The organism is Flavivirga rizhaonensis (genome assembly GCF_004791695.1).
In the GTDB taxonomy this organism is placed as follows: domain Bacteria; phylum Bacteroidota; class Bacteroidia; order Flavobacteriales; family Flavobacteriaceae; genus Flavivirga; species Flavivirga rizhaonensis.
Genome location: NZ_SRSO01000022.1, coordinates 1 through 23,972, shown reverse-complemented (window position 1 = coordinate 23,972; position 23,972 = coordinate 1). Strand labels below are relative to the sequence as shown.

Genomic DNA, 23,972 nt, shown 5'->3' with positions numbered 1-23,972 from the left:
TATTTTAATTTATAGCGTTATCAAGTACTGTGTATGTAATTCTCGATTTACAAGGACAGTCATACTCTGTATGTGTGAGCCCGGAAGTTACCATCTGGCAATTTGATACACACAAATGATACCATCCACTAGTCCCCATTTCTGTAGCATCTGATGGTGATTTACAACTTCCATAATTATTACCAGCTGCTTGAGCATTGGCTAATGTTGGCCAATTATTAGGATAATTTGTTTCTTCCCAATGTACCCCACTACCATATTCATCTGCAAGATCATATAACGCATGTCCAGATTCATGCATGATCGTTCCTCTATTTTGCATTTCGGTAGAGAACAATCCTCCAGAAGCATAGTCTCTCAAATTATTTTCATGCATTAAAACCCTGCCTTCTGCAAAAGCTAAGTTAGCATTGTTTGAAGGTACCTGATGTGTACCATCTGTAGCAATATCATCATAATCAGTAGCAGTTCCTTTCTGCTTATTAATGTAAAAATTATATTGACGTCTCCAAAACCTGGTATGAGGCTCATCAAAAAAAGCTTCTTCTATAGCACCATGACAGTTATCATAAAAATTAGACATGGTCGTAATATCTGTATCTGGAATAAATACAACATCAAAAACATCATCAGGATCACCTTGACAGTATACCGGTGCTGGCATATTAGTAACAGGATATGGTCGTGTTGCATAGGTTACTTCAAATGTTTTACTTTGATCGGGAGTCGTTATTTCCCAACGATACGTTACGAGTTTGTTAGATCCATGACCACTACTTTTTGTATGAGATAAATCACCAGAAGGGCTTGTCCAGGTTTGCAATAATACGTCTGAACCTGTTGAAGTTATGATGCCACTACTATTAATTGTGTTTACTTGTTCATACAATTTTGCTGAGTCAATACTACCAGATGTCACTTTTGTAAGATTGTATGTTACTTGTTGACTACTCGTGGGGTGAATGGGCTCATGCAAAGCTAACGTAACGGGGTCTTTTTCACAGGATGACAGGAATACTGTCATAATAATACCTGCCAGAATCGAAAACGATTGTAAGTTTTTTTTACTTTTCATAATTATACTTTAGTTGTTTTTAAAGTTATTAAATACTAAAAATCAAACTGTTATCATGTCGTAAAATTAAACTATAACAAGTACAAATTATAAGTTTTATAACCCTTTCAAAAGGGTGTTTTTCCTGTTTTTAATAAATCTCCTATTTATAGATATAACCAAAAATTTTAATCTGAATGATTCGTGGCTTCCTAGGAGAAAGAAATGAGTTATTCAGATACTAATAGTATAATTATTTTTAAATATCTTATATTTTTCGTATCTTAAAGTGTTTATTTATATAGTAACGCTTAATGAATCTTGTCTGTTATTGAGACTCAAATTGTAGATTAGACTTTATCTCAAAAACCTTATAATCATGAATGCAATACAAATATTAGGCTTTGTTATTCTTATATTCTTATTAGCAGGAATACGTATTATATATGAATATAAAAGAGCTCCTAAATTTAGATTTGGTAAATATGTTAAGACCTTAAAGCCAGGTTTTAGGTGGATTATTCCTATCGTAGAAACGATTCAAATAGTAGATATTCGCGTCATTACTATTAATATTATATCGCAAGAAGTGATGACTGAAGATAATGTTCCTTGTAGTATCGATGGCGTATTATTCTTTAAGATTGATGACCCAGAACGGGCTGTACTAGAAGTTGAAGAATACAAATTCGCTATTACTCAACTGGCACAAGCAGCTTTGAGGGATGTTTGTGGTAAAGTAGAGTTGGATACTATTTTATCAAAACGTGAAGAGATAGGAAAAAATATAAAAAGTATTGTTGAAATTGAAACCAAAGAATGGGGAATTCATATTAACGATGTCAAAATTAAAGACATCCAATTGCCTGAAAACATGCGACGTATGATGGCTAATCAAGCTGAAGCTGAACGTTCTAGGCGAGCACGTATTATATTAGCTCAGGCAGAAGAACAGGCTGCAGGAAAATTACTTGAAGCAGGAAAATTAATAGATCAGTCGCCTTCTGCAATAAAACTGAGGCTTTATCAAACGTTGTCTAACATTGCTGCAGAGAAAAATTCAACGATTCTTTTCCCTTTTCCTGAGGAAGTATTACACAAAAACAATAAAGTATTACCAAAAAGCAAGAAGAAAAAGAAATAAGAACTATACATCAATCCAAATATTTATTAAAAAATTTAACAATAACTTGATAAGGATCTCTAGATTCGGATAATTCACAATTGACTAAAAACACATACCCTAATCCCACCCAAACATGAACTATAACTTAGTTCTTATGGTGCTAAACCAGTAGTCTTCAAAAACTTGTTTGAAAATAGCTCATACATATCTTCCGATAATAATGACTTTCTTTGTGCAATCCATTTATTAGCATGATCGCCATACATATGTTCTACTAATTCTGGAAATGCCCAATCACTATTTTTCCCCCAATGTAAGGTAAATGGGATATTATTTTCTTTTAGTACTTCTATCATACGCTTAGAAAACTTCTTTAAACTCATAATTTTTCTGGTTTCTTTCCAAAGAACTCCATCTATTTCTAACATACAAGTAATAGGAAATTTAGTAAAGGCTATAGTGCCTTGAGATTGCTTAACAAATCGCATTGCAAAGATTCCTGGTATAGGGCCTTCATCTCTAGTTAGTTTCCCTAGAAGTTCCATAGCTTTTGGTCCATCTTTATGATCTATACCGAAAGAACAAGCAAAAGCCGGTCCTTGATAAGGTGCGTCCCAGAATATTTCCTTTAACATACCCGTTGTTTGATCATCTACCTTTGGTAGAATGGTATTACGTAAACGCTTTACTAACCATGGAATACTTTTAGGTAAATTTTCTGCAAGCTTAACAAACAGAAAGATAAGATCTCTATAAAGAGATTCTTTTATTACTGGAAACGGATCTGGATAAGGTTCTACATATGGTTTCTTATACATTAATTCCACAACACAATCTGGATCATTACTATATTGATTGATAAAAATTTTATAATGGTAAGGTCTGTTCCCCTTTCCATTTGAATTAGTTTCTTCAGGAATAGTGAATGAAGCATTCTCAAAATCCATGGTTTCTGCCAATTCATAAGCAGTTGTTTTACTAATCTTTTTCACATAACGTTTTAGTAAAAAAATAGGCTCTGCCTCTATAACGATTCCATGTATGAACCCAAAACCACCCAACCCAACCATTGCTGCATGAAATAAATCATCATCTCTTATAATTCTTGCATTTAACTTGTTAACAAATTCATTACTTAAAACTGGCTTAGAATCACGTTCTATATATACAATATCATCATCATTTGAACCAATTATCAGATTTAATCCCACGACATAATCCTGTACAGATCCAACATCTAAAGCAGAACCATGTACTCCAGTAGATATACAACCTGCTAACGTTTGACCATTACTTGCGCCGCTTGTCTTGAGAGATTTTCCATTTTCTGCCAAAATCTCTGAAACCTCTTTTATCGTCGTTCCACATTCAAATAGAAATAGATTAGACGAATCGTAATTGGAATTAGCGTGACAATCGCTAGCATTAATTGGCAAAGAAATATTCATAAAACCATTATAATGCATTCTATCTTTATGACTGGCAATATTATTCATTGACCATGCTGATCCATAGGCACGAAATCCATCTCCAGCCACATGTGTTTCCTTTATTAAACGTTGAATTTCTTTTGCCGCGTCGTTATAACGATCTAACTTTTTAGGCATGGCTCGTTCTCCTTCCAATTTAGTTTGATAAAGAATTTTTAATGGAAATGGGCCGTTTTTATGTAATGTATTCCATTCTTTTAAAAATTTACTTTTAGTAGTCGCCATAATCCTTAATTTGTTGGTTTTTCACACACATACTTAACTTTTACTTTTCGTTTTCTTCCAAAAGTAATAGCACTTAATAAGACACCTCCAAAGGTGTTGCGATATTCAATAATGTTTAGCTTTCCTGATTCGCAAGCTTCTTTTTCTTTGATTAAATACGTAAAATCTTCTGAACTCACTTTAATACTTATAACAGTATCGAACTCTACAACTGCCATACCTCTGTAATAATCATCTCTGTCTGAAAACGGGTCAGGTTGTGGCGCACCATTTACATTACGAAATCTCACAGAATAACAAGACGTTAAAATACAGCAGAAAATAGCTATTGATAAATATTTAAATGGCTTCATTTTTAAATAATTTTAATATTCAAAGTATGTATAATTATTAATAGTTATAATGAATGATGTTTGATAATACCAAATTCATTAAACATAAATTTAACAAATACCAAAAAAGGTAAACTGTTAGATAGTAAAGTGTATTAATAATTTAATAGGGAGAGATTAATCACTTAATGTTTAAGCGATGGTTTAAATATAATAAAAATATTTTAGAAGTTTTGTTTACTCCGAGGCATAATTCAGGCCTACCTCCATCTATTTTTATAATAAATGAAGTCTAATACGGCAGGGAATAAAAGCTCCTATAGAAAAGAGCCATCCTAATCAGGGTGGCTCTTTTATGAAATCAAGTTTCAAAATTCTATAAATATTTATTTTTTAAAGCTTCTTTACAAAAAACTTAATAAAACACAAATTCATTATTCAGCATAAGAGTCTATAACTTCTTTACCCAAAACAATATCTCTTTTGGCTACATACAACCCTTCTTTTTTATCCAGTTTAAGAATTCTGTTACTAACATCAGCTCGTTTTACTTTCGAACGTTTATCGTTTAATAATGGATCATCATCAAAAAGGTAAGTGGCTATTTTATATTCAGGTTTACCTGGTTCTTTAACTATTGGAAGTATCTGTTTAAGTTCATTACCATATATATATTTACCAGGAACAAACGTGTAGAATGTATAATGTCCATCTGCATCTGTTCTTATCCAGCCTCTATGATGTACATATCGTTTCTTATTATGTCTTTTTAATTCGAAATTTCCATGCTCATCTGCTTGATGTATAAAGAGAAGCACATTCTTAGCTGGTGTTATACCATCACTTTCGTAAATAGTACCAGTAATTTTTAGTTTATTCTTTTTAGATGCATAATCAGGAATGGTATCTACATTATTCAATTGTTTTTCTGAATAATCGTAAATTGGGCTACGTTTCTTAAAATCAACAGGTTTTTCTTCTGATATACTCGCAAATTCTTGTGCGGTAATGGTAGAAGAAAAACATATAAAACATACGAGACAAAAAAGGGACATTAGATTTTTCATAACACTAAAAATTAATAATTTAAGTTAAAATTAAGTCTTTCTATCCATAAAAAAATAAAAATCATGTGAACTCTTAAATTACACGATGAAATGATTTTGAAGGTAAAATTCATCGACAAAATGTACGTTTTTTTTCAAATAATGATCATGTTTTTGAAAGTTAAAGGTGATGTAATTTGTCATGATTTAACATATAGAACTCCAATATATAACAAAAACAAAAATTGCTCCACCCATAAGGTGAAGCAATTTTAAATGAAGGTTACCCCGATATAAATATGATATTTAATAAATTCTTGTTAATCTAAAACAACAATTTTTTTCGTTTCTCTACCTTGATCTGTTTTTATAACAACTAAATAGATGCCTTCTTTAAATAAAGTCCCAGAAATGTCTGTAGTATTTTGAGTCATTTTTTGTGTATAAATCATATGTCCTAAAATATCAAACACCTCAAGGCTACCGCTAACCAATTTTGTTGAAAGCTTTATAGTTAAATCATCTCCAAGACCTAAAGGATTAGGATATGCTTTCAATTCGGATTTTAAATTAAAAGGATCTGAATCTGTTCCAAGAGTCGAACAAGGGTCTACCATCACAACTGGAGGCATATCATCAAGATAATAAGGTCCGTGCCAAAAAGGTGTATATAATGCCGAATAAGCAGAATAATTAGATGGATAGTTTACTTGAAGTACTGGTTGCGTCCAAGATGCAGGAAACTCATTTCCTCGCTCTATAATATTGTTTCCTAAAGTTTGGATACCGCGCTCTAATCCATCATCTTGATTACCATCGATAAATTCATTGTTCTCTATAATGATATCTCTCAACCCTTCTACTGTATTACTATTCCCATCATCTTGAGGAGCTACTTGTAAATGCCAGCTATGTGGTGCTCCTGCTCTTCCAAAGATATTATTATGAATTCTTACATATCTCGTGTTAGGCAGAACCTCTGTAGTCGTTCCTGGGTTGAAAATAGCGTGATCTGCTGGCCAATCGTTTATACCATTAGACATTAATTTAAAGTCAGTACGTAAGTTATCTGTCGCTGGTCCCGAAAGTAAGTTATGACCAATAACAGATTTATAAGTTCCAAAAATTCTAAGTGTATGTTCTTTAGCTTGTTCTGATGTATTACCAAGCACGGCAACATGATGGGCTAGACCTGCTATAGCGTTTAGATACCCCGTTGGATCACCTAACATATTTACGTGATTCTCTACTATGAATATAGAACCTGGCTGCTTCCAATCACTAGGAGAAGACGTTCCTCTTTGGTTTACAGCATACCAAGTATTTGCAGATGTAAATACAATATTAGCACCATTACCGATAACATCATTTTGATATACTAATAAATTATTGAACATTAATCTTTGTAATATAAAAGGACTATCTAATCCTTGTATGACACCATTTTCCGGTGGCGTAGCGGCATTATCTTCATCCATATCAACTATAACCTGCGTTACTTGTGGTTTAGAACCAGAACCAAAACTTCCTAAATGAAAATTACTGCGATCCGTAATCCTTATAACACCAAGAGCTGTAAAATCATCACCTGTTTTAAGCAAGTAGCGCTTATTACTTTCCCAAGCTGGCCATGAGGTAGCATTAGCTATTTGTTGTGCTCCATTTGGGGCTCCAGTGAAGTTTGAATCTGTTGATATCACAACAGTATTTGTATTTGAATAATGAACATCTGGATCTAGAACTGTTATGGTTTCTGTTGCTTCAGATGTACTACCATTTGGGTTTCTTACAACAACTCTCACTTCATAAACACCTGGAGTATCGAATACATGAGCTGCTAGAGGGCCTCCGGTTTCTATATTCTTACTTAATCCACTATGTGCCCAAGTACCACTACCAGGGTCATCAAAACAAAAAGAATACCCTAATTGTCTAAAAGGATCTATGGCATTGTCTGTATCGGTAGTCATAGTTGCATCAAAAAGTACTGATAATGGAGCTGGTCCAGATAATCTAGTTGCTGTCATCTGTGCTATGGGGTCTGCTATTGCAGCATGCGATATGAGAAAATATAATAAAAAAATAAGGGATTTGCTACCTGAAAAATGATTCCTGGCATAATTAAAAACTAATGTTGGTTGGTTTAAAAGTAGGTTTTTCATAATTAAATTAATGTAGTTTGGGAATTGATATAGAATCTAAGGGGGGTAACCTTTGTTGATTCAAAAATAATTCCTTTTTAATTATATAACAAGTAACCTCTGCTTTTTCCTACCTTTTATTTTGTATTTTATTACGACCCCAATTTGCTTATCATACATCAATAAAATATTGCTAATTAACTATATAATACCAAATAAACTTCAAAATAACCGATTAAATTCGTTTCTATTTCCTCTACATTTCAATATAAAAAGAACCGTAACTATGGCTATGCTAATATTTTCTATTTCATCTAAAGAAAATATAATTCAAATTTATTATCAATCATTTTGAAATTCATTTGGTATAAAACTCTAACAGTATATTAACATGGCATTTTGATATTTTTATCTAAATTGGCCCAGCGAAAATTAAAAAGATAACTCGTTTATCGTTTAGTAGTATCGAATTTATAATATGAAATTTCTAACGTCTCTCTTTTTTTTAATAGTATCCATTTTTAGTTTCGGACAACATAAACCTACATCTATTGAATTAGTTGATTATTCAGACTTTCCTTTTGCAAAAGCAAATATTAAGATTGATAATTTCAATAATACTAGTGATTTAAAAAATAATCTCTTAAACATAACTAAAGAACACTGGGATACAACTACTTATAACCCTTATAGAAATGTTAAAGTTAATTTTCCTTTAGAAATTAAGTTTAGTGATAGTTTATACACGCCACCTATTAACTTTAAAAAAGTGGTAACATCTCGTTACGGATGGCGAAGAGGAAGAGCACATAGAGGTATAGATATTGATCTTGTTACTGGCGATAGTGTTGTATCTATGTTTGATGGTATAGTACGTCTTGCCAATTATACTAGAGGTCATGGAAGAACAGTAATTGTTAGGCATTATAATGGATTAGAAACTGTTTATGCTCATTTATCTAAATATGCCGTTAAAGCCAATGACACAATAAAGCATGGACAACTTCTTGGTTATGGGGGAGCTTCAGGTAACGCTAGAGGAAGTCATTTACACTTAGTTATTAATTATAAAGGGATATCCATAAACCCAGAATACTTATTTGATTTTAGTGAGCAAAATATGGTGCATTCTAAAAATATCTGGGTTACCAAAAACTGGGTGCAACCAGGGCTTCACAGTTCTAAAAGGCAAACAAAATTAACAGTTTTACATACTAAAGAGGAAGCTATTGCAAGTTTAGAAACTCGTAAAAAAGTTTATATCGTTAAACGTGGTGATACATTATCCGGAATTTCATCAAAAAACAATGTATCTATAGCCTCTATATGCCGATCTAATTATATCAGGAAAACAACTCCGATAAAAATTGGTCAAAAGCTAATTCTTGAATATACATTTTAAAAACTTAGTACTTCTTTATAGTATTAATTAAATCAATCATTTATTCAAGTCCACTTTGCATAAATACAATCATTAACATCTTTCCAAGTTGTCATATACAGATACAGATACACCATACCATCCCCATTACTATAACCTTTCTTTACTTTTTTATATTTATATTTGAAGGCACTGGCGCTATTAATTATGCTAAACTAACTGATGAAAAATGAGTCATTGCTTTCGAGGATCATTTTAATGAGCAGTAATTTGTATCTAAATTTATTTATTAAGTATTCGATCTATCTCAGCAAACCAATCATCAATAGTAGTTTCGTTGGTATTTAAAGCCACACTACCATTACCATAAGGTTTATATATGCTTTGATTTGTTACTGAAAAAAAACCAATAGTTGGAGTTAATGTAGCACTAGCTAAATGCATAATACCATTATCTGCTGAAATAAACATTGACGTATTTCTAATTATAGCACCCATTTCACGAATATCTTTGCTATAAATATTAGGAGCTTTAAATGATATTTTTGAAATATTTTCAACAGGTAGTATTTCTATAATATTATAATTAGGATATTCCTTTTGCAAACGTGCATAAAGGATTTTCCACCAGTCTTCAGAATAACATTTAGGTCCGGTAGCATGCGTATAAATACAAATAGTGTTTTTATCATTTTGAATAAGAGTATCTAATATTATTTTCCCGTTATCTATTTCTGTTTCTGTTAGCTTAATGTTTAAAACAGGGATTTCTTTATTGTTTTTAGAAAACCCTAATTTTTCTAATAAATGTCTTAAATTATAAATTGGGTATTTAGAAATATGATCATAATCTTTGTAAACAGTTTGGATTTCTTCATCTATATCACCAAAAATTTTGTAGGTTCCTTTAACAAATTGAGTAGATAATTTACCTGATGATGAATTTTTATCACCGTTTATAACTAAATCGTATTGCTTCCTTTTTAATTTTAACCAACACAATCCATAATCTATTAAATGACTAAACGGTTTCCTAGGCAGTTGAATAATTTTATCGATTTGCTCATATTTTTCAAAAACAGGAACGGCAACCCCACCTTTAACAAACAAATCAATTTTACAATCTGGAAATGTATTAATTATTTCTTGTACTAAAGGTGTTAATAGTAATTGATTGCCTAATCTTTGATTAGGTCTCGAAATAAGTATATTCTTTATTTCAATTTGCCTGTTAGAATCAGTTTTGAGAATAGAATAAGAATTCCCTACGCTCTTAGTAAGCACCTCCATCACTTTGTTTCTAAAAATATTTATACGCCTAGGAATCTTCATTATAATATTTAGCAATGTAGGCTAGCATGGGTATTCTGTAAAATAAAAATAAGCTAATAATCAAGCAAATACAAGTTAGCACGATGTTTATAATATTACTATTTTCTATTAAAAACAAAAAAATATATTGAGCATGCAACCTTTTACTTTTTTTATTGTCTATAATAATAGCTTAAATAATAGAACTATTTTTAAGGCGAACTAGAGCTAGCAGAATAATTGGAGACCAATATATTATACACTCATAAATCACTTGTTGAAAAAAGCAAGTTAGGTGATAGAAATGCGCAATACAAGCTGTATGAGCTATATGTTGATGCTATGTATAATATAAGTATGCGTATGATGCATATAAAAGAAGATGCCGAAGATGTTGTACAAGATAGTTTTATTGAAGCCTTTAATAATTTATCATCTTTTAGATATGAAAGTACTTTTGGGTCTTGGTTAAAACGTATTGTAATTAATAAAAGCATCAATCAATTAAAAAAGAAGAAAATACCAGTAGTCCCTATAGAGGATCAAATGTATCATATAAAAGAGGATGCAGAAGATATACCTTCGGAGATAGATATTAAAAACATAATAAAAGGCATTAGATTATTGCCGTCTGGTTATCAACAGATTATAAATCTATATTTAATTGAAGGTTATGATCATGTAGAGATTTCAGAAATATTAGAGATAAGTCCTTCTACTTCTAAATCACAGTATCACAGAGCAAAGAAAAAATTAATTGAAATTGTAAAGACATTATAATGGATAATTTCGAAAAATATATAAAGGAAAACAAAGCCCTTTTTGATGTACACAAAGCAGATAAAAGTAAACTTTGGGAAAACATTGAATCTGGATTAAACAAACCAGAATCAAAAACAAAGACTATTAAATTATGGAGCAATCCACTTTTTAAAGTTGCAGCAACAGTAATTATAGCTTTAGGAGTGTTTTCAATAATTAATATCTCACTAGTTAGTGGTGCTAACAACAGCATTCAAAATAATGTCGCACTACAAGAACTAAACGATATTAATTCACACTACAAAGGTTTGATTGCTTACCAAGTAAAACTTGTGAATAAGAACACGCAATTATCACCTGAAGAGAAAAAAGAGTTCCTATCCTTTATGGATGAACTAGATATTGAGTATGAAATTCTTAAAGAAGAGTTGCAAAAAAATGTAGATACCGAAAGAGTTTTAGAAGCTGTAGTAATTAACTACAAAAAGAGAATTGAATTAATAGAAAACTTATTAGAACAAATTAATAGTTCTAAAAAACTAGACAATGATGATGCATATACTTTATAAAAAAACAACCGTAATTGCTCTATTTTTATTGAGTTTTTCAATGTATTCTCAAGAAGTTTTAACAAAAACTATTGAAGAAATATACGAGATGTCTAATTCTGGCGAGCTACATCTAGAAAATAAATATGGTAACATACTCATTAATGGTTGGGAGGAACACGATATTTCTATAAAAATAGATATTCAAGTAACAAACAAAAAAAGAGACGATGCAGAAAACCTTCTAAATCGTATTGTAGCCAATATTAAAGCCGTAGATGACTTTGTTAGTATAACCTCGGAAATATCAGATAAAAACAGTAGTCTTTTTTCAAGATATTTTAATAAGGTAAATCCTTTTGAATTTGATAAAAGTAATGTTGAAATAAATGTCGCTATTTATTTACCAAGGCATGCAGAAATTGATATTACAAATAAATTTGGTGATGTTATTATTGACAATTGGGCAGGGCGATTAAAAGCAAATATAGAGCATGGAGACTTGTGGATTAATGAAGGGATTCCAAATGCAAGAATAGCGATGAAGTTTGGTAAACTAAGAAGTAAAGCTATCGATTACGGAACTATTAATTTAAAAAACGGAGATATCGACATTGAATCTTCTAATAAATTACTACTGAAGACTAGTGGAACAAAAATTGAAATTGATACAGTTAAAGACCTAGAAATCATTTCAAGTAAAGATGAAATAATAATTCAAAAGGTAGAAAAAATTCAAGGGGAATTAAATTTTTCTAATGCTCAAATAGAATCTGTTAAGGAAAAAATTACCCTCGATATGAAAGTTGCCGAATTGCGTATTGCAAAAATAAATACCCCAGATGCCTACGTTTCTATAAATCAGGAATCATCAGATATTAATATCAATATATCCGATTTGTCTTTTATGTTCAATGCTATATTAGAGCAAGGTTTATTGAGGCTACCTAAAACTTTTTATAATATTGAAAACAATATGATCGACAAAAGTAAAAGGATACGGAAGATCAAAGCTACTTACGGAAAAAACACTTCTGGTATATTTTCATTCAATGGTAAAAAAGGTATTATCGTCTTAAAAGAATAAGACACTTTCTTAAAAATCAAACATTCTTCAAAAAAAAATCATTTTACATGCAACCAATCATAAATTATAGTGTCTATAACTATATACAATCAAATACACCAACTATGAAATTTCTTAAAGCTTTTCTTTTATTACTATTATTTTGTTCTCTGAATAGCTTAAACGCTCAGGAATCTGACGATTACATTGAGTTTAATGACCGTAAAAACACTGTGCATGGTGTCTATCTAGGCTTAAGCTTTAATTATGGAACCATTGACAAAGCAGAAACGTATTCGTCTAGTTTTAAGGTTGCTTATGTCGCAAATCAGCAATTCGAAATTGGTTTTATAGGTACAGGGTTTTATTCAGATCTTAATAGACTTGGGTTAGATGCTCGCAATAAGGATTTAGGTGGGTTTTATGGTGGTTTACACTTAGAACCTATACTATTTAGTAAATCGAAAGTTAACCTATCATTTCCTTTATTAATTGGTGCTGGTGCAGTAGCATTATTTGAAGATAATTTTGATGATGATGAGGAAGTTATTGTAGATGATGATGACTGGGAACATGTTTTCGTTGTTGAACCTGGCATTAATGTACTTTATAATATTAATAGATATATACAACTGGAAGCTGGAATAAAATATAGGCTTTCTAGCAAAGTGAAATTTGAACCTGAATATGATTTAACCCGTATAAATGGTATTTCAGGAGGCATGGGAATCAAAATAGGCGTGTTTAATATGGGAAGAAATCGCTACAAAAAAAATATAAGATGACATATAAGAAAAAATCAAATCGTATGAATGCACTATATGTGCATTCTAAAGACAATAAAGTTTATCTAAGAATGGACAATGAGGCAAACGAACCTATTAATTTTCAATGGATTCCAATCATGGAACTAAACAAAAACATGAATCAGTAACACAAATTAAACATCAATCAATCAATCAATCAATCAATCAATCAAAATGAAAACGAGCAGACTATATATATTATTAATACTTTCAGGGTTTATTATATCATCATGTAGTGTAGATACTATAAGAGTAGATGCAAATGATGAAGTTACCTATAGAAATGTATATATTACCGATTACTCATCAATAGAAATAGCCAATGGCTTTACAGCTTATATCACATTTTCTGATACTGAAGAATCTATTAAAATAGAAGCTAACGAAAATTTACACGATCATATTATAACATCTAAAAGAGATGATGAATTGATTGTACGTCTTAGAAACAATCTTAATATTAGAGGAAGAGAGACTCTAAATGTATATATTACTACGAAGTATATTAATAATTTTACTGCTACAGCAGACTCTCAAATTTATCTGGAAAACACTTTAATTGAAGATAACGCAAAAATAAAAATAACTGCAGATAGCTTTTTTTCAGGTCATGTGGATGCTAATTATTTAGAACTTAAAAGTACAGCCGATTCAAATGTTGATTTGTCAGGTTCGGTAAACATTCTAAACGCATACCTTTCTGCAGATGCCAGGCTTTCTGGCTATGATTTAGAAGTTGAAGATTTAAAAATAAAAATGACTGCCGATTGCAATGCCAATCTAACAGTGAATAAAACGATAGATGTTGAAGCTGTAGCAGACTGTACATTACGTTATAAGGGTAATGCAACCATTATTCATGAAAGTTTAAAAGCGGATTCGAGGGTTATTAAAATCAATTAAATAGATACTATTTAACCTGTATATTTCTACATTTTAAAGTCATTTTGAGCTGAGAGAGACATCACATTTGGGTAAATTCATGATGATTACTCAAATTCCATAAAATTGTTCTTTGTTATTGATTATGTGATGTCTCTTCATTCAAAATAATACAGAACATAATATTGTTTAAAGTTATACTATCCATGATTTTCTTTTCGCTTTAGTTTTTCTTTATATAAGATATTAAGGACTAACCCTGCAATAATCAATGCAATACCTAATAAACTCCAAAACGTATAAATCTCGGTAAAAATAAATACTCCAAACAAAACAGTGTAAAGAACCTCCAAATATTTAAACGGAGCCACAATATTTGTAGCAGCAATTTGAAAAGCTTTTGTCATAAATAGCTGTCCATAATACCCAAAAGCTCCTAACCCAATTAGTAACACCCACTCTATGCCTACAGGTGTTACCCAGTTATTTGTAGAAAGTACCCCTCCAACTATAGTTGAAATTACCATAAAATAGTTAACCACCACCACTGGGTGATCTCCTTTTCCTATTTTACGTATTGTTATATATACCAGTCCACTAAAAATAGCAGAAACAACGGCTAATAAAAGACCATAGCTATTCAATTCTGTATCAAAGCCTTTTAAAATTAATACCCCCATAAAAGCCACAGCAAAAAAAAACCATTGCCACGGTTTTACTTTTTCGCGCAGTAAGAATACGGCAAAAATTGCTGCAAAAATAGGAGCTATATAACGTAGCGAAACCGCTGTACCGATTGGTAAATACTTGGTAGACATAAAAAAGAAAGTCATTGAAGTAACACCTACTAACCCCCTAATAACCAGAAGTTTTTTCTGGTTTCCAAAAATTGAAATGTTATTTTTTAATAGAAAAGTAAACGTAAAAACTAAAGAAGCTATTGATCTAAAAAATACGATTTGATATGCATTAATATGCACTAATTGCTTAACTATAGCATTCATACAGGCAAATGCTAAAGTGCTAATAAGCATAAATTTTATGGCATTCTTAACTTCCAATAGTTCGGGTTTTAATTCTTTTACGTGAAGTAATAAAGAAAACACCTGTTAAAAGAATACAAGCCGCTATAATGGTTTGAGTGGTAATAGTTTCATCAAGCACATACCAACCTAGGATTATAGCTACTATAGGGTTTACATATGCCGAAGTAGAAGCTTTCTCTGTAGAAACAACTTTAAGCAAATAATTAAATGCTGTGAAGGCTATCACGCCCCCAAATACTATTAAAAAAATTATAGACCCTTGCACCTTTAAACTCCAATGAATAGGTAATATCCAACTTTCATTTAAAAGCAAACTTATTAATATTAAAAGCCCACCAGCAATACTCATTTGGTATGCCGTACTAACAAAAAAGTTTGATGGTAAATCTGCCTTAGCAACAAATACACTGCCATAACTCCAGGCTAAAACACAGGTGAAAGCCATAAGCATACCTATCAAACTTTCATCACTAGTAATGAGTTCTTTTTGACTTACTAAAAGATACATCCCAATAATACCTAATGCAACACCAATTAAAGATTTTGGTTGCATCTTTTTACCATCTATAAGTCTCATGAGTAATAATACAAAAAGTGGCTGAGTAGAAGCTTCAAGAGCTGCAAACCCACTATCCAAATATTTTAAAGCCCAAACAAAAACACCATTACCATACACCAAAAACAAAAAACCAGCGATGGTACAATTAATAAATTGCTTTCTGCTAATAGATAGCTTAAGTTTCATCAACTTAGCTATTATAAATATAAGCGTACCTGCCATAGTGAAACGTATGGAAGCTACAAAAAATGGTGGTATTTCTGTTACAGCTATTTTATTGAGAAGGTAGGTAGATCCCCAAATAACATAAATAGCAAAAAATGCCAAAATAATAAGAATCGTTTTTCGCGATATGCTCATCTATACTCGTAATTAGAAATAATAGGATAACGAAAAACTATCTTGAAAAAGTAAAGAAAAAGATACTAAATCTTTTTCACTCGAACCGCATTCATTCCTTTTTGACCGCGTTCTAACTCGTAAGTAACTTTATCATTTTCTTCAATAGGTTCAAGCAATCCACTAACGTGTACGAAGTATTTTTCTTGATTTACACTATCGATTATAAAACCAAAACCTTTAGAATGGTCAAAGAATGACACTTTTCCTTCTTTGTTTACTGGTTCTTCCTCTTCTCTATCTTCTTTCTTAGGGATTCCTAATTCAATACTTTCGGCTTCTACTTTCTCACGCATTGCAGGATCTGGAGGCGTGTCTGTTAAGTTGCCATTAAAGTCTACATAAGCAAATTGAATTCCTTGTGGGTTTTCTTTAGCCTCAGCTCTACGAGCTTCTTTCTTTTTTTGCTTTTCTTCTCTTTTCTTTAAGCGTTTTTTTTCTTTTTCAATTTTGTTAAAAGTTACTTGAGATTTTGCCATAGTTTATATTACAATGCTTGTTTAATGTGAATAATCGGATGCAAAGATACGCCTTATTTTAAGGATGTTGTAATAATTTTAGAAGTAAAATTATATAAGACCTCTAATCTTCTGGCGGATAACCATGAATAGCTTCAAAAACTTCATCAAAATTTGAACGTAAATATGCATTTAATTTTTTTCTATAATCACCTTTTAACCACTCTACAAAATTAAAAGTACTCTTACTTATACACTTAGTATATCGCTGTATTCTAAAATCGATATCGTCTCCTAGCATTTTTGCTAATCCCAATGCATCATAGACATCTTCACTATTTTCAATACATATTTTGGCATGTTGTTCTATAGAACGCTCCAGAACAACTTTTGATGATTCACCACTTCTAATTGACTCTATGTAAGTTCTTTGTATATCGAAATAAACATCTTTAGATTTAGAAAATTCTTTACGCAATTCATCTGGCATTTCATATCTGAAATTGCTTTCTAACTCTTCATCACTTAAAATCGCATCTAAATAGTAATTTGGAGATTTAAAAATACGTTGCCAATCTAAGTTATCGCCCCAAGGTCCAAATCGGTGAAAATTATTACCTAAGTCAATCACACTAAATGTATTCTTATTTTTTAAAATACGAGAGCCACGCCCTATCATTTGATAATAAAGCGTTAATGATTTAGTTGCTCTATTTAAAATAATACTCTCTACAGTAGGTTCATCAAACCCTGTAGTTAAAATACTTACCGATGTTAAAATAGCATCAGGAGTATTTTTAAACCATTTTAAAATAAGTGCTCGCTCCTTTTTAGTGTTCGTATTATCTAGATGAGCTACAGGGTATCCAGCCCTTCTAAAGGTATCATAAACATGTAAAGAAGTATTAATTCCATTATTAAAAATTAATGTCTTTTTCCCTTTAGAACGTTCTTCATAAGCTTGCAACAATTTGCTAAGCATATCATTATCTGTATACAAATCTTCAGAAGATTTCACTGTATAATCACCATTAGCTCCAACCACTAACGAGGTTAATCCTACATTATAAGAAAACATTTCAGCGCGAGCTAAAAACCCATTTTCTATTAAAGATTCTATGCTTTCCCCAACAATTAATTCATCATAATTATCGGTCATTGGCAGCTCTATACTAGAGCTCAAAGGTGTTGCTGTAACTCCTAAAATAAATGATTGACTAAAAAATTTAAAGAGTTTTGTAAATGAATTATAATGCGCTTCATCAATAATTACCAAGCCAATATCAGAAATATCCAACTTATCATCTTGCAATCTGTTATTTAAGGTTTCAACCATAGCCACAAAACAACTATAATCTGCTTGATCACTTAAATCTGCCTTACTATCTATAACTTTATTCAACACACCAAACTCTGTAAGCACATTAGATGTTTGCTTACATAATTCAATACGGTGCGTCATCACCAATACCTTTTTTTTATGATTTTTAAGATATTGCCTAACTATTTCAGAAAAAATAACTGTTTTTCCTCCACCAGTAGGAAGTTGATATAATAAATGGTAATCAAGAGGTGATTCATCAAAGCTCTTAAATATTTTATCTATGGCTCCTTTTTGATAGCTATATAAGTCTTTACCTGCTTTTCTTTCTTCTAATTCTGTTATTGAAATGGACATCCCTATAATTTTGTGACGAGCAAAAATAACACCTTTAGAGGGTTTATCACGAATGTTTAATACGAAAATTATAAATGATTGTTTTTCCTTCTGAAAATGAATTAGTTATAAAAAAGATTAAACTTATTTCTATTTATTAAGTCTTAAGTAAGTATTATCGTCCAATTAAAACTCAATACTCATGACTCGACATATAGTAATTAGCCTATTAATACCATTATTCTTTTCTTGTGATAACTCAGTAGACATAATTGATAATAAAGAAGAAGTTCCAGAAAACACTCAAAATACAGCTCCTAATATTTTACTTATCATTGCAGACGATATGGGGTTAGATGCCACTCCTGGTTATGATATAGGAACAGTTAAGCCCAACATGCCTACACTTCAAAGTTTAATGAATTCAGGAATTAAGTTTACAAATCTATGGTCTAATCCAACATGCTCTCCAACTAGAGCATCCATTTTAACAGGAAAATATGGATTTAAAACCAATGTACTTGATGCTGGTGATGTGTTATCGACTTCCGAAATGTCATTACAAAATTATATAGACACAAATACAAACGAATCATATAACCACGCTGTTATTGGTAAATGGCACTTATCAAATAACGCAACCCACCCTAATAATATGGGTATAAATCATTTTGCAGGCCTTTTAGGTGGCGGTGTTCAATCCTATTGGAACTGGAATCTAACAGAAAATGGAGCTACAACTAAATCAACAACATACACCACAACTAAATTCACAGATTTGGCTATTAACTGGGTTGCAGAACAAACTACTCCTTGGTTTTTATGGTTAGCTTACAATGCACCACATACGCCATTTCACTTACCTCCAAACGATTTGCATTCTCAGGGCATTTTACCATCAGACCAGGCAAGTATAGATAACAATCCACTCCCCTATTATATGGCGGCACTAGAAGCGATGGATAGTGAAATGGGGAGACTAATCAATTCAATGTCTGAAGACGAAAAAGAGAACACAGTCATTATTTTCATAGGAGACAATGGTACTCCAAATCAAGTGGTACAAGAACATCCTTCTACAAGAGCTAAAGGAAGTGTATACCAAGGAGGCGTTAACGTACCTATGATTATTTCTGGAAAAAATGTAACACGTATTAATGAAACTGAAGATGCGCTTATAAACGCTACCGATTTATTTACTACCATAGCAAATATAGCTGGTGTATCTACTACTGAAGTTTATGACAGCAAAAGTTTTAAAGAATTACTTTCAAGTGCAAATAATGTGAGTAAGAGAAATTATGTGTATACCGAAAATGAAGATATTACCATTAGAAACAACACGCATAAGTATATTTATTTTGATGATGGCTCTGAAGCTTTATATAATTTAAGTAATAACCCTTTAGAAAAACCAAATCTTCTCAATGCAAATCAATTACCTTTAAATACTAGTGATTCTGCTATAAAAGATGAGTTAACTACCGAATTAGCTAAGATTAAAAATTGATTTTTTTATTCACATGGTATGACATTTTTAAATGAATTTGTAGCAAAATTCATTTATTATCTTAGAAGTATTAAAATTTGTCTCATCGAGCGCAATCGGGACGTTTTAAAAATCAAGACATAAAAAAGTTCTCGGCTTTAGCTTGTCTTGAGTACATTCGAAAGGTTCGAACGGACATCTAAACGCTTTTTAAACACTCTTTTCTTATTTTAAATAATGAACTCGTTTAAACTTTTTCTATTTCCTAAAAAATGGTCGAAATTTACCCATATTTTGTTACTTTTCTTATGCGTAATTCTGCTATGCCTTGCAAAAAGTGCCTCATCTGAATAAATTTCATCTCATTTTCGGTTAAAAACAAAAAGTTTAAACGAGTTCAATAGTAAAGATTGTCTGAATAATTCTAATTTACGGAAGCATTATTTGTTTTCATCCCTGTCTGTCAGTTAGTCACAACCAAGTCTTTGTTCTTGATTCTAACAGCAAAGCGGTCTTACATCTTCAATAGAATATTAACGATATAATTTATACATTTACATCTCAATTATTAGCTACTCTAAATATGCAAATCAACGACAAATCCAGAGCAACAAGCTATCAAGCTTCAAACCATAGATATGATACCATACCCTATAAAAGGTCTGGAAAAAGCGGTGTGCTTTTACCTGCAATATCATTGGGACTATGGCACAACTTTGGCTTTGTTGATAATATACAAAACGGAAGAGATATTATTAGATGTGCTTTCGATTTAGGTATTACACATTTAGACTTAGCTAATAACTACGGACCTCCATATGGATCTGCCGAAGAAAATTTTGGCACTATCTTTAAAAAAGATTTCAAGCCTTATAGAGATGAGTTATTTATAGCAACAAAAGCTGGCTACGATATGTGGCCAGGCCCTTATGGTAATTTGGGATCGAGAAAGTATTTAATTTCAAGTTTAGACCAGAGTTTAAAACGTATGGGATTAGATTATGTTGATATTTTTTATCATCATAGACCAGATCCAGACACTCCTTTGGAAGAAACTATGGGAGCTCTAGCCGATATTGTACGTCAAGGTAAAGCCTTATATGTTGGTATTTCTAATTACGAACCAAAGGACACCCAAAAAGCTGCTGTGATTCTTAAAAATTTAAACGTTCCCTTTATTTTACATCAGGCACGTTATTCTATGTTCGATCGTTGGGTAGAAGATGGGCTTTTAAATACTTTAGAACAAAATGGTGTTGGCTGTATTGCCTTTTCTCCGTTGGCTCAAGGGTTATTAACTGAAAAGTATTTAAAAGGCATCCCAGAAGGATCAAGAGCTGCGAAAGATCTCACCTATTTAAATGTAGATGCTGTAAATAGTAATATCGAAAAAATTCAGCATCTAAATGTTATTGCCCAAGAACGTGGTCAAAAATTATCGCAAATGGCTATTGCCTGGATTTTAAGACAACCGCAAGTTGCCTCCGTCTTAATAGGAGCTAGTTCTCCAAAGCAATTAAAAGAAAATATAAAAGCTGTAGATAATTTAAGTTTTTCTGAAGATGAGTTAAAACTCATTGACAAGATAGTTTCCTAAATTTAATCGATAAATTTTGATTAAGTGTTAGAAAATGAATCTATTAAGCTACTAGAAACTAAAATCGAGAATCTTACAGAGATTATTGAAATAGAGAAAAAGTATTCTCAATTTATTGGTCAGTATGATATCACTAGGCACAGAGAAGTACTAACTAATAAAGATGAAAAACACGTCTCTATTTTTAATAAATCTAACAATATTCTTATTGGTTATGTGATACTCGCTGGTTTATTAAATAAAGACCATGTTATTGAATTTAGAAGAATAGCATTGTTAAAAAGAGGCTTAGGCTATGGAAGTATGGCTATTAAATTAATAAAAGCCTTTTGTTTTAAACATTACAAGGCTAAAAAAATATGGCTAGATGTCTTTACAGATAACGAAAAGGCTATTATACTATACAAAAGAGAAGGTTTTGTAAAAGAAAACGAGATAAAAGCACCTCATGAAGGGGCTCGTTCTGTTTATATTATGTCGATAACAAAGTAAATACTACTCTCCTTATTCCTTTACTACAATAATGGTTGCTTTCACACCTGTAGATAGATTCCAACGATTAGAAGATATTAAACTACCTTGGTCATCAACAACTCTAAATTCAGCGGTATTTGGTCCTGACTCTCCTTGATTTAAAGCTAAGAAATCTATCTTATTAAATCCTGGTTGTAAATCCAGCTTAAAACCTTTAAAACCACCTGTTAAAAATACTCTGGCATGAATAACATCGTCATTTACTAAAACCTGGATAATATCACCATCAACATAACCATGATCTCGATAGACCACGTTTACAAACTTAGCTTTACTTTTAAAATCGCCAAAATATTGATCCGTTGTACTACCGTTTTTCAATTCTAACTCTTCTTTACTTAGTTTTAAGTGATCTAAACTTTTATTAAGTCGCTTATGATAAAGCTCTCCTGGATTACCAAACTCCTCAGTTGGGAACATAGAAAACTCTTTCTTAGGCATATCAAGATTTTTAGAAACCTTAGGTGTATTTATATTATTAATTGATGTATTGTTGTTAATAGGTCTGGATGGTAACAAAGGACTAGCATCAACAGAATCTTTGCTTTTTACCGCAGGAATGGCAATAGACTTTCTTTTCGAATCTATCTGACCATAGGTTGATAACGAAAAAAGTAGTAGTATAAAAAATGAAAAATAAAGCTTCATTTGTTTCTATTATTCCATTGAGTTAATGTACTTATATATTTCAAAGATATTTTTTTATCTGAAAATATTCTACTCTTATTTAAATTTTGTAATGATTTAACACAATAACCATTCCTAAAGTATTTTAAAAGTCTAAAAAATGCGAGATTACTTACTACTACCCTATCTAAATTGTTAAATTTTGTTAATTTATTACTTTGTTATGCATAGTACTGTAACATTTTTTATTTGTGGTCGTCTATCTAGTATAAATCAATCAAAAAACAACAATTATGAGAACATTAAACAGCAATCAATTAAGCGCAACATTAACTGAAACTAAAAGTAACAAATGGAATAATAAAAGACGCTTTAGATAAAAAGGACTAAAATGTTATTTTGAATGCAGTCGAAAAATCTCAAAAAACTAATATTCAAATATTCACCAAAAGAGATTCTTCATTTTCATTCAGAATGACATCTTTTATCTCATCAATCAATCAACCCGTGCTGAACTTGTTTCAGTATTAAAATTAAATCAGAAATCATGAGAACATTAAACACTAATCAATTAAGCGGAACTTTAAACAATACAAAAAGTTACAATTGGAACAGTAAAAGACGTTACAGATAGGTAGCGTCTTTTAAATCAAAATTTTCATCAATCAATCCTTGCTGAACTTACTTGTGCTGAACTTGTTTCAGTATTTCAGTATTAAATAATCAAAAAATGAAATCAACTACTAAAATATCGAGATACTTGAGTGGTATCACTCAAGACAATTTACTTACAGATAGAATTATACCAAATCTTAATTACTCGCATGAGGATGACTGGAAACGTTTAAAACGTTATGCTTATTAAAAAGTCTATCACTGTTGTACTTTGCTAGCTTACCAGTGTTGTAAACTTGCTATACTAGCAAAATGCAAAAAGATATTTTTTTCTAAATATTTTTTTATTTAGATTGTCTTAGCCTTAATAACTAAATTTAACTATTGTTAAATAAAAAATATAATTATAAGTAAAATTATGAATATTTTAGTTGGAAATTATAAATAGAAAAGCCACTCTATTTCTAAAGTAACTTCTTAGCTTGTTTTTTTCTTACTCTTGACCGCTAATCTTTACCGCCACTAGTTTTTAAACTAGCGGTAGCTAGGGCTTTTTAATACAACTTTAGCAAGGGACAACTCCTTAAATCGATCTAAAACCCTATCAGGACTAGGCGTTTTAAAAAAAGGAAGCTGTTTTAGGTTATGATGAAAATTACCGCCTAAGTCTTCTATACAATCTCCCCCACAAAAATAAACAGACCAAAAAGCGTATACTATATCTTTCCATGAATATTTACATTGAGTTGGTAATTTGGGCAAATGTTCTTCTAAAAGTTTACCGATCTTTTTGTTTTCAAATTCTTGTAAAACAAAATTTA

Annotated in this window: 23 protein-coding genes and 1 pseudogene; 12 read left to right on the top strand and 12 right to left on the bottom strand. The window is 31.2% G+C overall.

The genetic code is table 11. From position 1 onward, the window contains the following. Nucleotides 1-4: 4 nt before the first annotated feature. On the bottom strand, nt 5-1,075 hold the full coding sequence (locus EM932_RS14795; protein ID WP_135877973.1) for a carboxypeptidase M32: 1,071 nt from the start codon (nt 1,073-1,075) through the stop codon (nt 5-7). Nucleotides 1,076-1,433: 358 nt separating this feature from the next. Between EM932_RS14795 and EM932_RS14790 the strand changes: the two genes are divergently transcribed. Continuing rightward, nucleotides 1,434-2,198, top strand: coding sequence for a slipin family protein (locus EM932_RS14790; RefSeq protein WP_135877972.1), 765 nt, complete (start codon nt 1,434-1,436; stop codon nt 2,196-2,198). A gap of 134 nt (nt 2,199-2,332) precedes the next feature. Here the strand turns inward: EM932_RS14790 and EM932_RS14785 are convergent, their stop codons facing one another. The 4 genes from EM932_RS14785 to EM932_RS14770 form a co-directional block, all read right to left on the bottom strand. Then, a complete protein-coding gene (locus EM932_RS14785) occupies nt 2,333-3,895 on the bottom strand; it encodes an FAD-linked oxidase (RefSeq protein WP_135877971.1) in 1,563 nt (520 codons plus the stop codon). Nucleotides 3,896-3,900: 5 nt separating this feature from the next. Beyond that, the gene (locus EM932_RS14780; protein WP_135877970.1) at nt 3,901-4,248 is read right to left on the bottom strand and encodes a hypothetical protein; all 348 of its coding nucleotides are present in this window, start codon (nt 4,246-4,248) and stop codon (nt 3,901-3,903) included. A gap of 413 nt (nt 4,249-4,661) precedes the next feature. Further along, the gene (locus EM932_RS14775) at nt 4,662-5,294 is read right to left on the bottom strand and encodes a dioxygenase family protein (protein WP_135877969.1); all 633 of its coding nucleotides are present in this window, start codon (nt 5,292-5,294) and stop codon (nt 4,662-4,664) included. A 299-nt stretch (nt 5,295-5,593) separates the two neighbouring features. Next, nucleotides 5,594-7,435, bottom strand: a complete 1,842-nt coding sequence (locus tag EM932_RS14770; RefSeq protein ID WP_135877968.1) for a T9SS type A sorting domain-containing protein — start codon at nt 7,433-7,435, stop codon at nt 5,594-5,596. A 457-nt stretch (nt 7,436-7,892) separates the two neighbouring features. On the opposite strand from EM932_RS14770, the gene EM932_RS14765 reads away from it, so the two are divergent. Then, nucleotides 7,893-8,816: a M23 family metallopeptidase gene (locus tag EM932_RS14765; RefSeq protein ID WP_135877967.1), complete on the top strand. Its 924-nt coding sequence runs from the start codon at nt 7,893-7,895 to the stop codon at nt 8,814-8,816. Nucleotides 8,817-9,077: 261 nt separating this feature from the next. Here the strand turns inward: EM932_RS14765 and EM932_RS14760 are convergent, their stop codons facing one another. After that, nucleotides 9,078-10,127 (bottom strand): glycosyltransferase family 9 protein, encoded by a 1,050-nt coding sequence (locus EM932_RS14760; RefSeq protein ID WP_135877966.1) that lies wholly within the window; start codon nt 10,125-10,127, stop codon nt 9,078-9,080. Nucleotides 10,128-10,346: 219 nt separating this feature from the next. Between EM932_RS14760 and EM932_RS14755 the strand changes: the two genes are divergently transcribed. From EM932_RS14755 to EM932_RS14735, 6 genes are all read left to right on the top strand, one after another. Then, nucleotides 10,347-10,886 carry an RNA polymerase sigma factor gene (locus EM932_RS14755; RefSeq protein WP_246041083.1) on the top strand — a complete coding sequence of 180 codons (540 nt, stop codon included), beginning with the start codon at nt 10,347-10,349 and terminating at the stop codon, nt 10,884-10,886. Beyond that, entirely contained in the window at nt 10,886-11,437 is a 552-nt protein-coding gene (locus EM932_RS14750) for a hypothetical protein (protein ID WP_135877965.1), read from the top strand. Before EM932_RS14755 ends, EM932_RS14750 begins: the two co-directional genes overlap by 1 nt. Further along, complete coding sequence (locus tag EM932_RS14745; RefSeq protein WP_135877964.1) at nt 11,418-12,503, top strand: hypothetical protein; 1,086 nt, start codon at nt 11,418-11,420, stop codon at nt 12,501-12,503. The genes EM932_RS14750 and EM932_RS14745 overlap by 20 nt, the downstream gene beginning before the upstream one ends. 104 nt (nt 12,504-12,607) lie before the next feature. Beyond that, nucleotides 12,608-13,267, top strand: coding sequence for a hypothetical protein (locus tag EM932_RS14740; RefSeq protein WP_135877963.1), 660 nt, complete (start codon nt 12,608-12,610; stop codon nt 13,265-13,267). Continuing rightward, nucleotides 13,264-13,416 (top strand): hypothetical protein, encoded by a 153-nt coding sequence (locus tag EM932_RS20930; protein ID WP_170179809.1) that lies wholly within the window; start codon nt 13,264-13,266, stop codon nt 13,414-13,416. The genes EM932_RS14740 and EM932_RS20930 overlap by 4 nt, the downstream gene beginning before the upstream one ends. Before the next feature lie 46 nt (nt 13,417-13,462). Beyond that, nucleotides 13,463-14,191, top strand: a complete 729-nt coding sequence (locus EM932_RS14735; RefSeq protein ID WP_135877962.1) for a head GIN domain-containing protein — start codon at nt 13,463-13,465, stop codon at nt 14,189-14,191. Nucleotides 14,192-14,370: 179 nt separating this feature from the next. On the opposite strand, the gene EM932_RS14730 is transcribed toward EM932_RS14735, so the two are convergent. The 4 genes from EM932_RS14730 to EM932_RS14715 form a co-directional block, all read right to left on the bottom strand. Next, nucleotides 14,371-15,204: a DMT family transporter gene (locus EM932_RS14730; protein WP_407925220.1), complete on the bottom strand. Its 834-nt coding sequence runs from the start codon at nt 15,202-15,204 to the stop codon at nt 14,371-14,373. Between the two features lie 16 nt (nt 15,205-15,220). After that, the gene (locus tag EM932_RS14725) at nt 15,221-16,135 is read right to left on the bottom strand and encodes an EamA family transporter (protein WP_135877960.1); all 915 of its coding nucleotides are present in this window, start codon (nt 16,133-16,135) and stop codon (nt 15,221-15,223) included. Nucleotides 16,136-16,200: 65 nt separating this feature from the next. Then, nucleotides 16,201-16,653, bottom strand: a complete 453-nt coding sequence (locus EM932_RS14720; RefSeq protein ID WP_135877959.1) for a cold-shock protein — start codon at nt 16,651-16,653, stop codon at nt 16,201-16,203. Nucleotides 16,654-16,756: 103 nt separating this feature from the next. After that, nucleotides 16,757-18,310 carry a DEAD/DEAH box helicase gene (locus tag EM932_RS14715; protein WP_135877958.1) on the bottom strand — a complete coding sequence of 518 codons (1,554 nt, stop codon included), beginning with the start codon at nt 18,308-18,310 and terminating at the stop codon, nt 16,757-16,759. Nucleotides 18,311-18,491: 181 nt separating this feature from the next. Between EM932_RS14715 and EM932_RS14710 the strand changes: the two genes are divergently transcribed. The 3 genes from EM932_RS14710 (at nt 18,492) to EM932_RS14700 (ending at nt 21,867) form a co-directional block, all read left to right on the top strand. Then, entirely contained in the window at nt 18,492-19,799 is a 1,308-nt protein-coding gene (locus EM932_RS14710) for a sulfatase-like hydrolase/transferase (RefSeq protein ID WP_135877957.1), read from the top strand. 562 nt (nt 19,800-20,361) lie between these two features. Further along, on the top strand, nt 20,362-21,375 hold the full coding sequence (mgrA, locus tag EM932_RS14705) for an L-glyceraldehyde 3-phosphate reductase (RefSeq protein WP_135877956.1): 1,014 nt from the start codon (nt 20,362-20,364) through the stop codon (nt 21,373-21,375). 24 nt (nt 21,376-21,399) lie between these two features. Next, nucleotides 21,400-21,867: a GNAT family N-acetyltransferase gene (locus EM932_RS14700; protein WP_135877955.1), complete on the top strand. Its 468-nt coding sequence runs from the start codon at nt 21,400-21,402 to the stop codon at nt 21,865-21,867. Nucleotides 21,868-21,879: 12 nt separating this feature from the next. Here EM932_RS14700 and EM932_RS14695 read toward each other — a convergent pair whose 3' ends face one another. Further along, nucleotides 21,880-22,557 (bottom strand): hypothetical protein, encoded by a 678-nt coding sequence (locus tag EM932_RS14695; protein ID WP_135877954.1) that lies wholly within the window; start codon nt 22,555-22,557, stop codon nt 21,880-21,882. 709 nt (nt 22,558-23,266) lie between these two features. Here EM932_RS14695 and EM932_RS21315 point away from each other — a divergent pair. Next, nucleotides 23,267-23,401, top strand: coding sequence for a hypothetical protein (locus EM932_RS21315; RefSeq protein ID WP_262709953.1), 135 nt, complete (start codon nt 23,267-23,269; stop codon nt 23,399-23,401). Between the two features lie 284 nt (nt 23,402-23,685). Here the strand turns inward: EM932_RS21315 and EM932_RS20925 are convergent. Next, nucleotides 23,686-23,972: pseudogene (locus EM932_RS20925) on the bottom strand (hypothetical protein); the annotation flags it as partial.

Excerpts from the sequence above, each read along its gene's own strand:
- EM932_RS14795 (WP_135877973.1), bottom strand. The coding sequence starts at position 1,075 with ATGAAAAGTAAAAAAAACTTACAATCGTTTTCGATTCTGGCAGGTATT.
- EM932_RS14790 (WP_135877972.1), top strand. The coding sequence starts at position 1,434 with ATGAATGCAATACAAATATTAGGCTTTGTTATTCTTATATTCTTATTA.
- EM932_RS14785 (WP_135877971.1), bottom strand. The coding sequence starts at position 3,895 with ATGGCGACTACTAAAAGTAAATTTTTAAAAGAATGGAATACATTACAT.
- EM932_RS14780 (WP_135877970.1), bottom strand. The coding sequence starts at position 4,248 with ATGAAGCCATTTAAATATTTATCAATAGCTATTTTCTGCTGTATTTTA.
- EM932_RS14775 (WP_135877969.1), bottom strand. The coding sequence starts at position 5,294 with ATGAAAAATCTAATGTCCCTTTTTTGTCTCGTATGTTTTATATGTTTT.
- EM932_RS14770 (WP_135877968.1), bottom strand. The coding sequence starts at position 7,435 with ATGAAAAACCTACTTTTAAACCAACCAACATTAGTTTTTAATTATGCC.
- EM932_RS14765 (WP_135877967.1), top strand. The coding sequence starts at position 7,893 with ATGAAATTTCTAACGTCTCTCTTTTTTTTAATAGTATCCATTTTTAGT.
- EM932_RS14760 (WP_135877966.1), bottom strand. The coding sequence starts at position 10,127 with ATGAAGATTCCTAGGCGTATAAATATTTTTAGAAACAAAGTGATGGAG.
- EM932_RS14750 (WP_135877965.1), top strand. The coding sequence starts at position 10,886 with ATGGATAATTTCGAAAAATATATAAAGGAAAACAAAGCCCTTTTTGAT.
- EM932_RS14745 (WP_135877964.1), top strand. The coding sequence starts at position 11,418 with ATGATGCATATACTTTATAAAAAAACAACCGTAATTGCTCTATTTTTA.
- EM932_RS14740 (WP_135877963.1), top strand. The coding sequence starts at position 12,608 with ATGAAATTTCTTAAAGCTTTTCTTTTATTACTATTATTTTGTTCTCTG.
- EM932_RS20930 (WP_170179809.1), top strand. The coding sequence starts at position 13,264 with ATGACATATAAGAAAAAATCAAATCGTATGAATGCACTATATGTGCAT.
- EM932_RS14735 (WP_135877962.1), top strand. The coding sequence starts at position 13,463 with ATGAAAACGAGCAGACTATATATATTATTAATACTTTCAGGGTTTATT.
- EM932_RS14730 (WP_407925220.1), bottom strand. The coding sequence starts at position 15,204 with ATGCTTATTAGCACTTTAGCATTTGCCTGTATGAATGCTATAGTTAAG.
- EM932_RS14725 (WP_135877960.1), bottom strand. The coding sequence starts at position 16,135 with ATGAGCATATCGCGAAAAACGATTCTTATTATTTTGGCATTTTTTGCT.
- EM932_RS14720 (WP_135877959.1), bottom strand. The coding sequence starts at position 16,653 with ATGGCAAAATCTCAAGTAACTTTTAACAAAATTGAAAAAGAAAAAAAA.
- EM932_RS14715 (WP_135877958.1), bottom strand. The coding sequence starts at position 18,310 with ATGTCCATTTCAATAACAGAATTAGAAGAAAGAAAAGCAGGTAAAGAC.
- EM932_RS14710 (WP_135877957.1), top strand. The coding sequence starts at position 18,492 with ATGACTCGACATATAGTAATTAGCCTATTAATACCATTATTCTTTTCT.
- mgrA (WP_135877956.1), top strand. The coding sequence starts at position 20,362 with ATGCAAATCAACGACAAATCCAGAGCAACAAGCTATCAAGCTTCAAAC.
- EM932_RS14695 (WP_135877954.1), bottom strand. The coding sequence starts at position 22,557 with ATGAAGCTTTATTTTTCATTTTTTATACTACTACTTTTTTCGTTATCA.
- EM932_RS21315 (WP_262709953.1), top strand. The coding sequence starts at position 23,267 with ATGAAATCAACTACTAAAATATCGAGATACTTGAGTGGTATCACTCAA.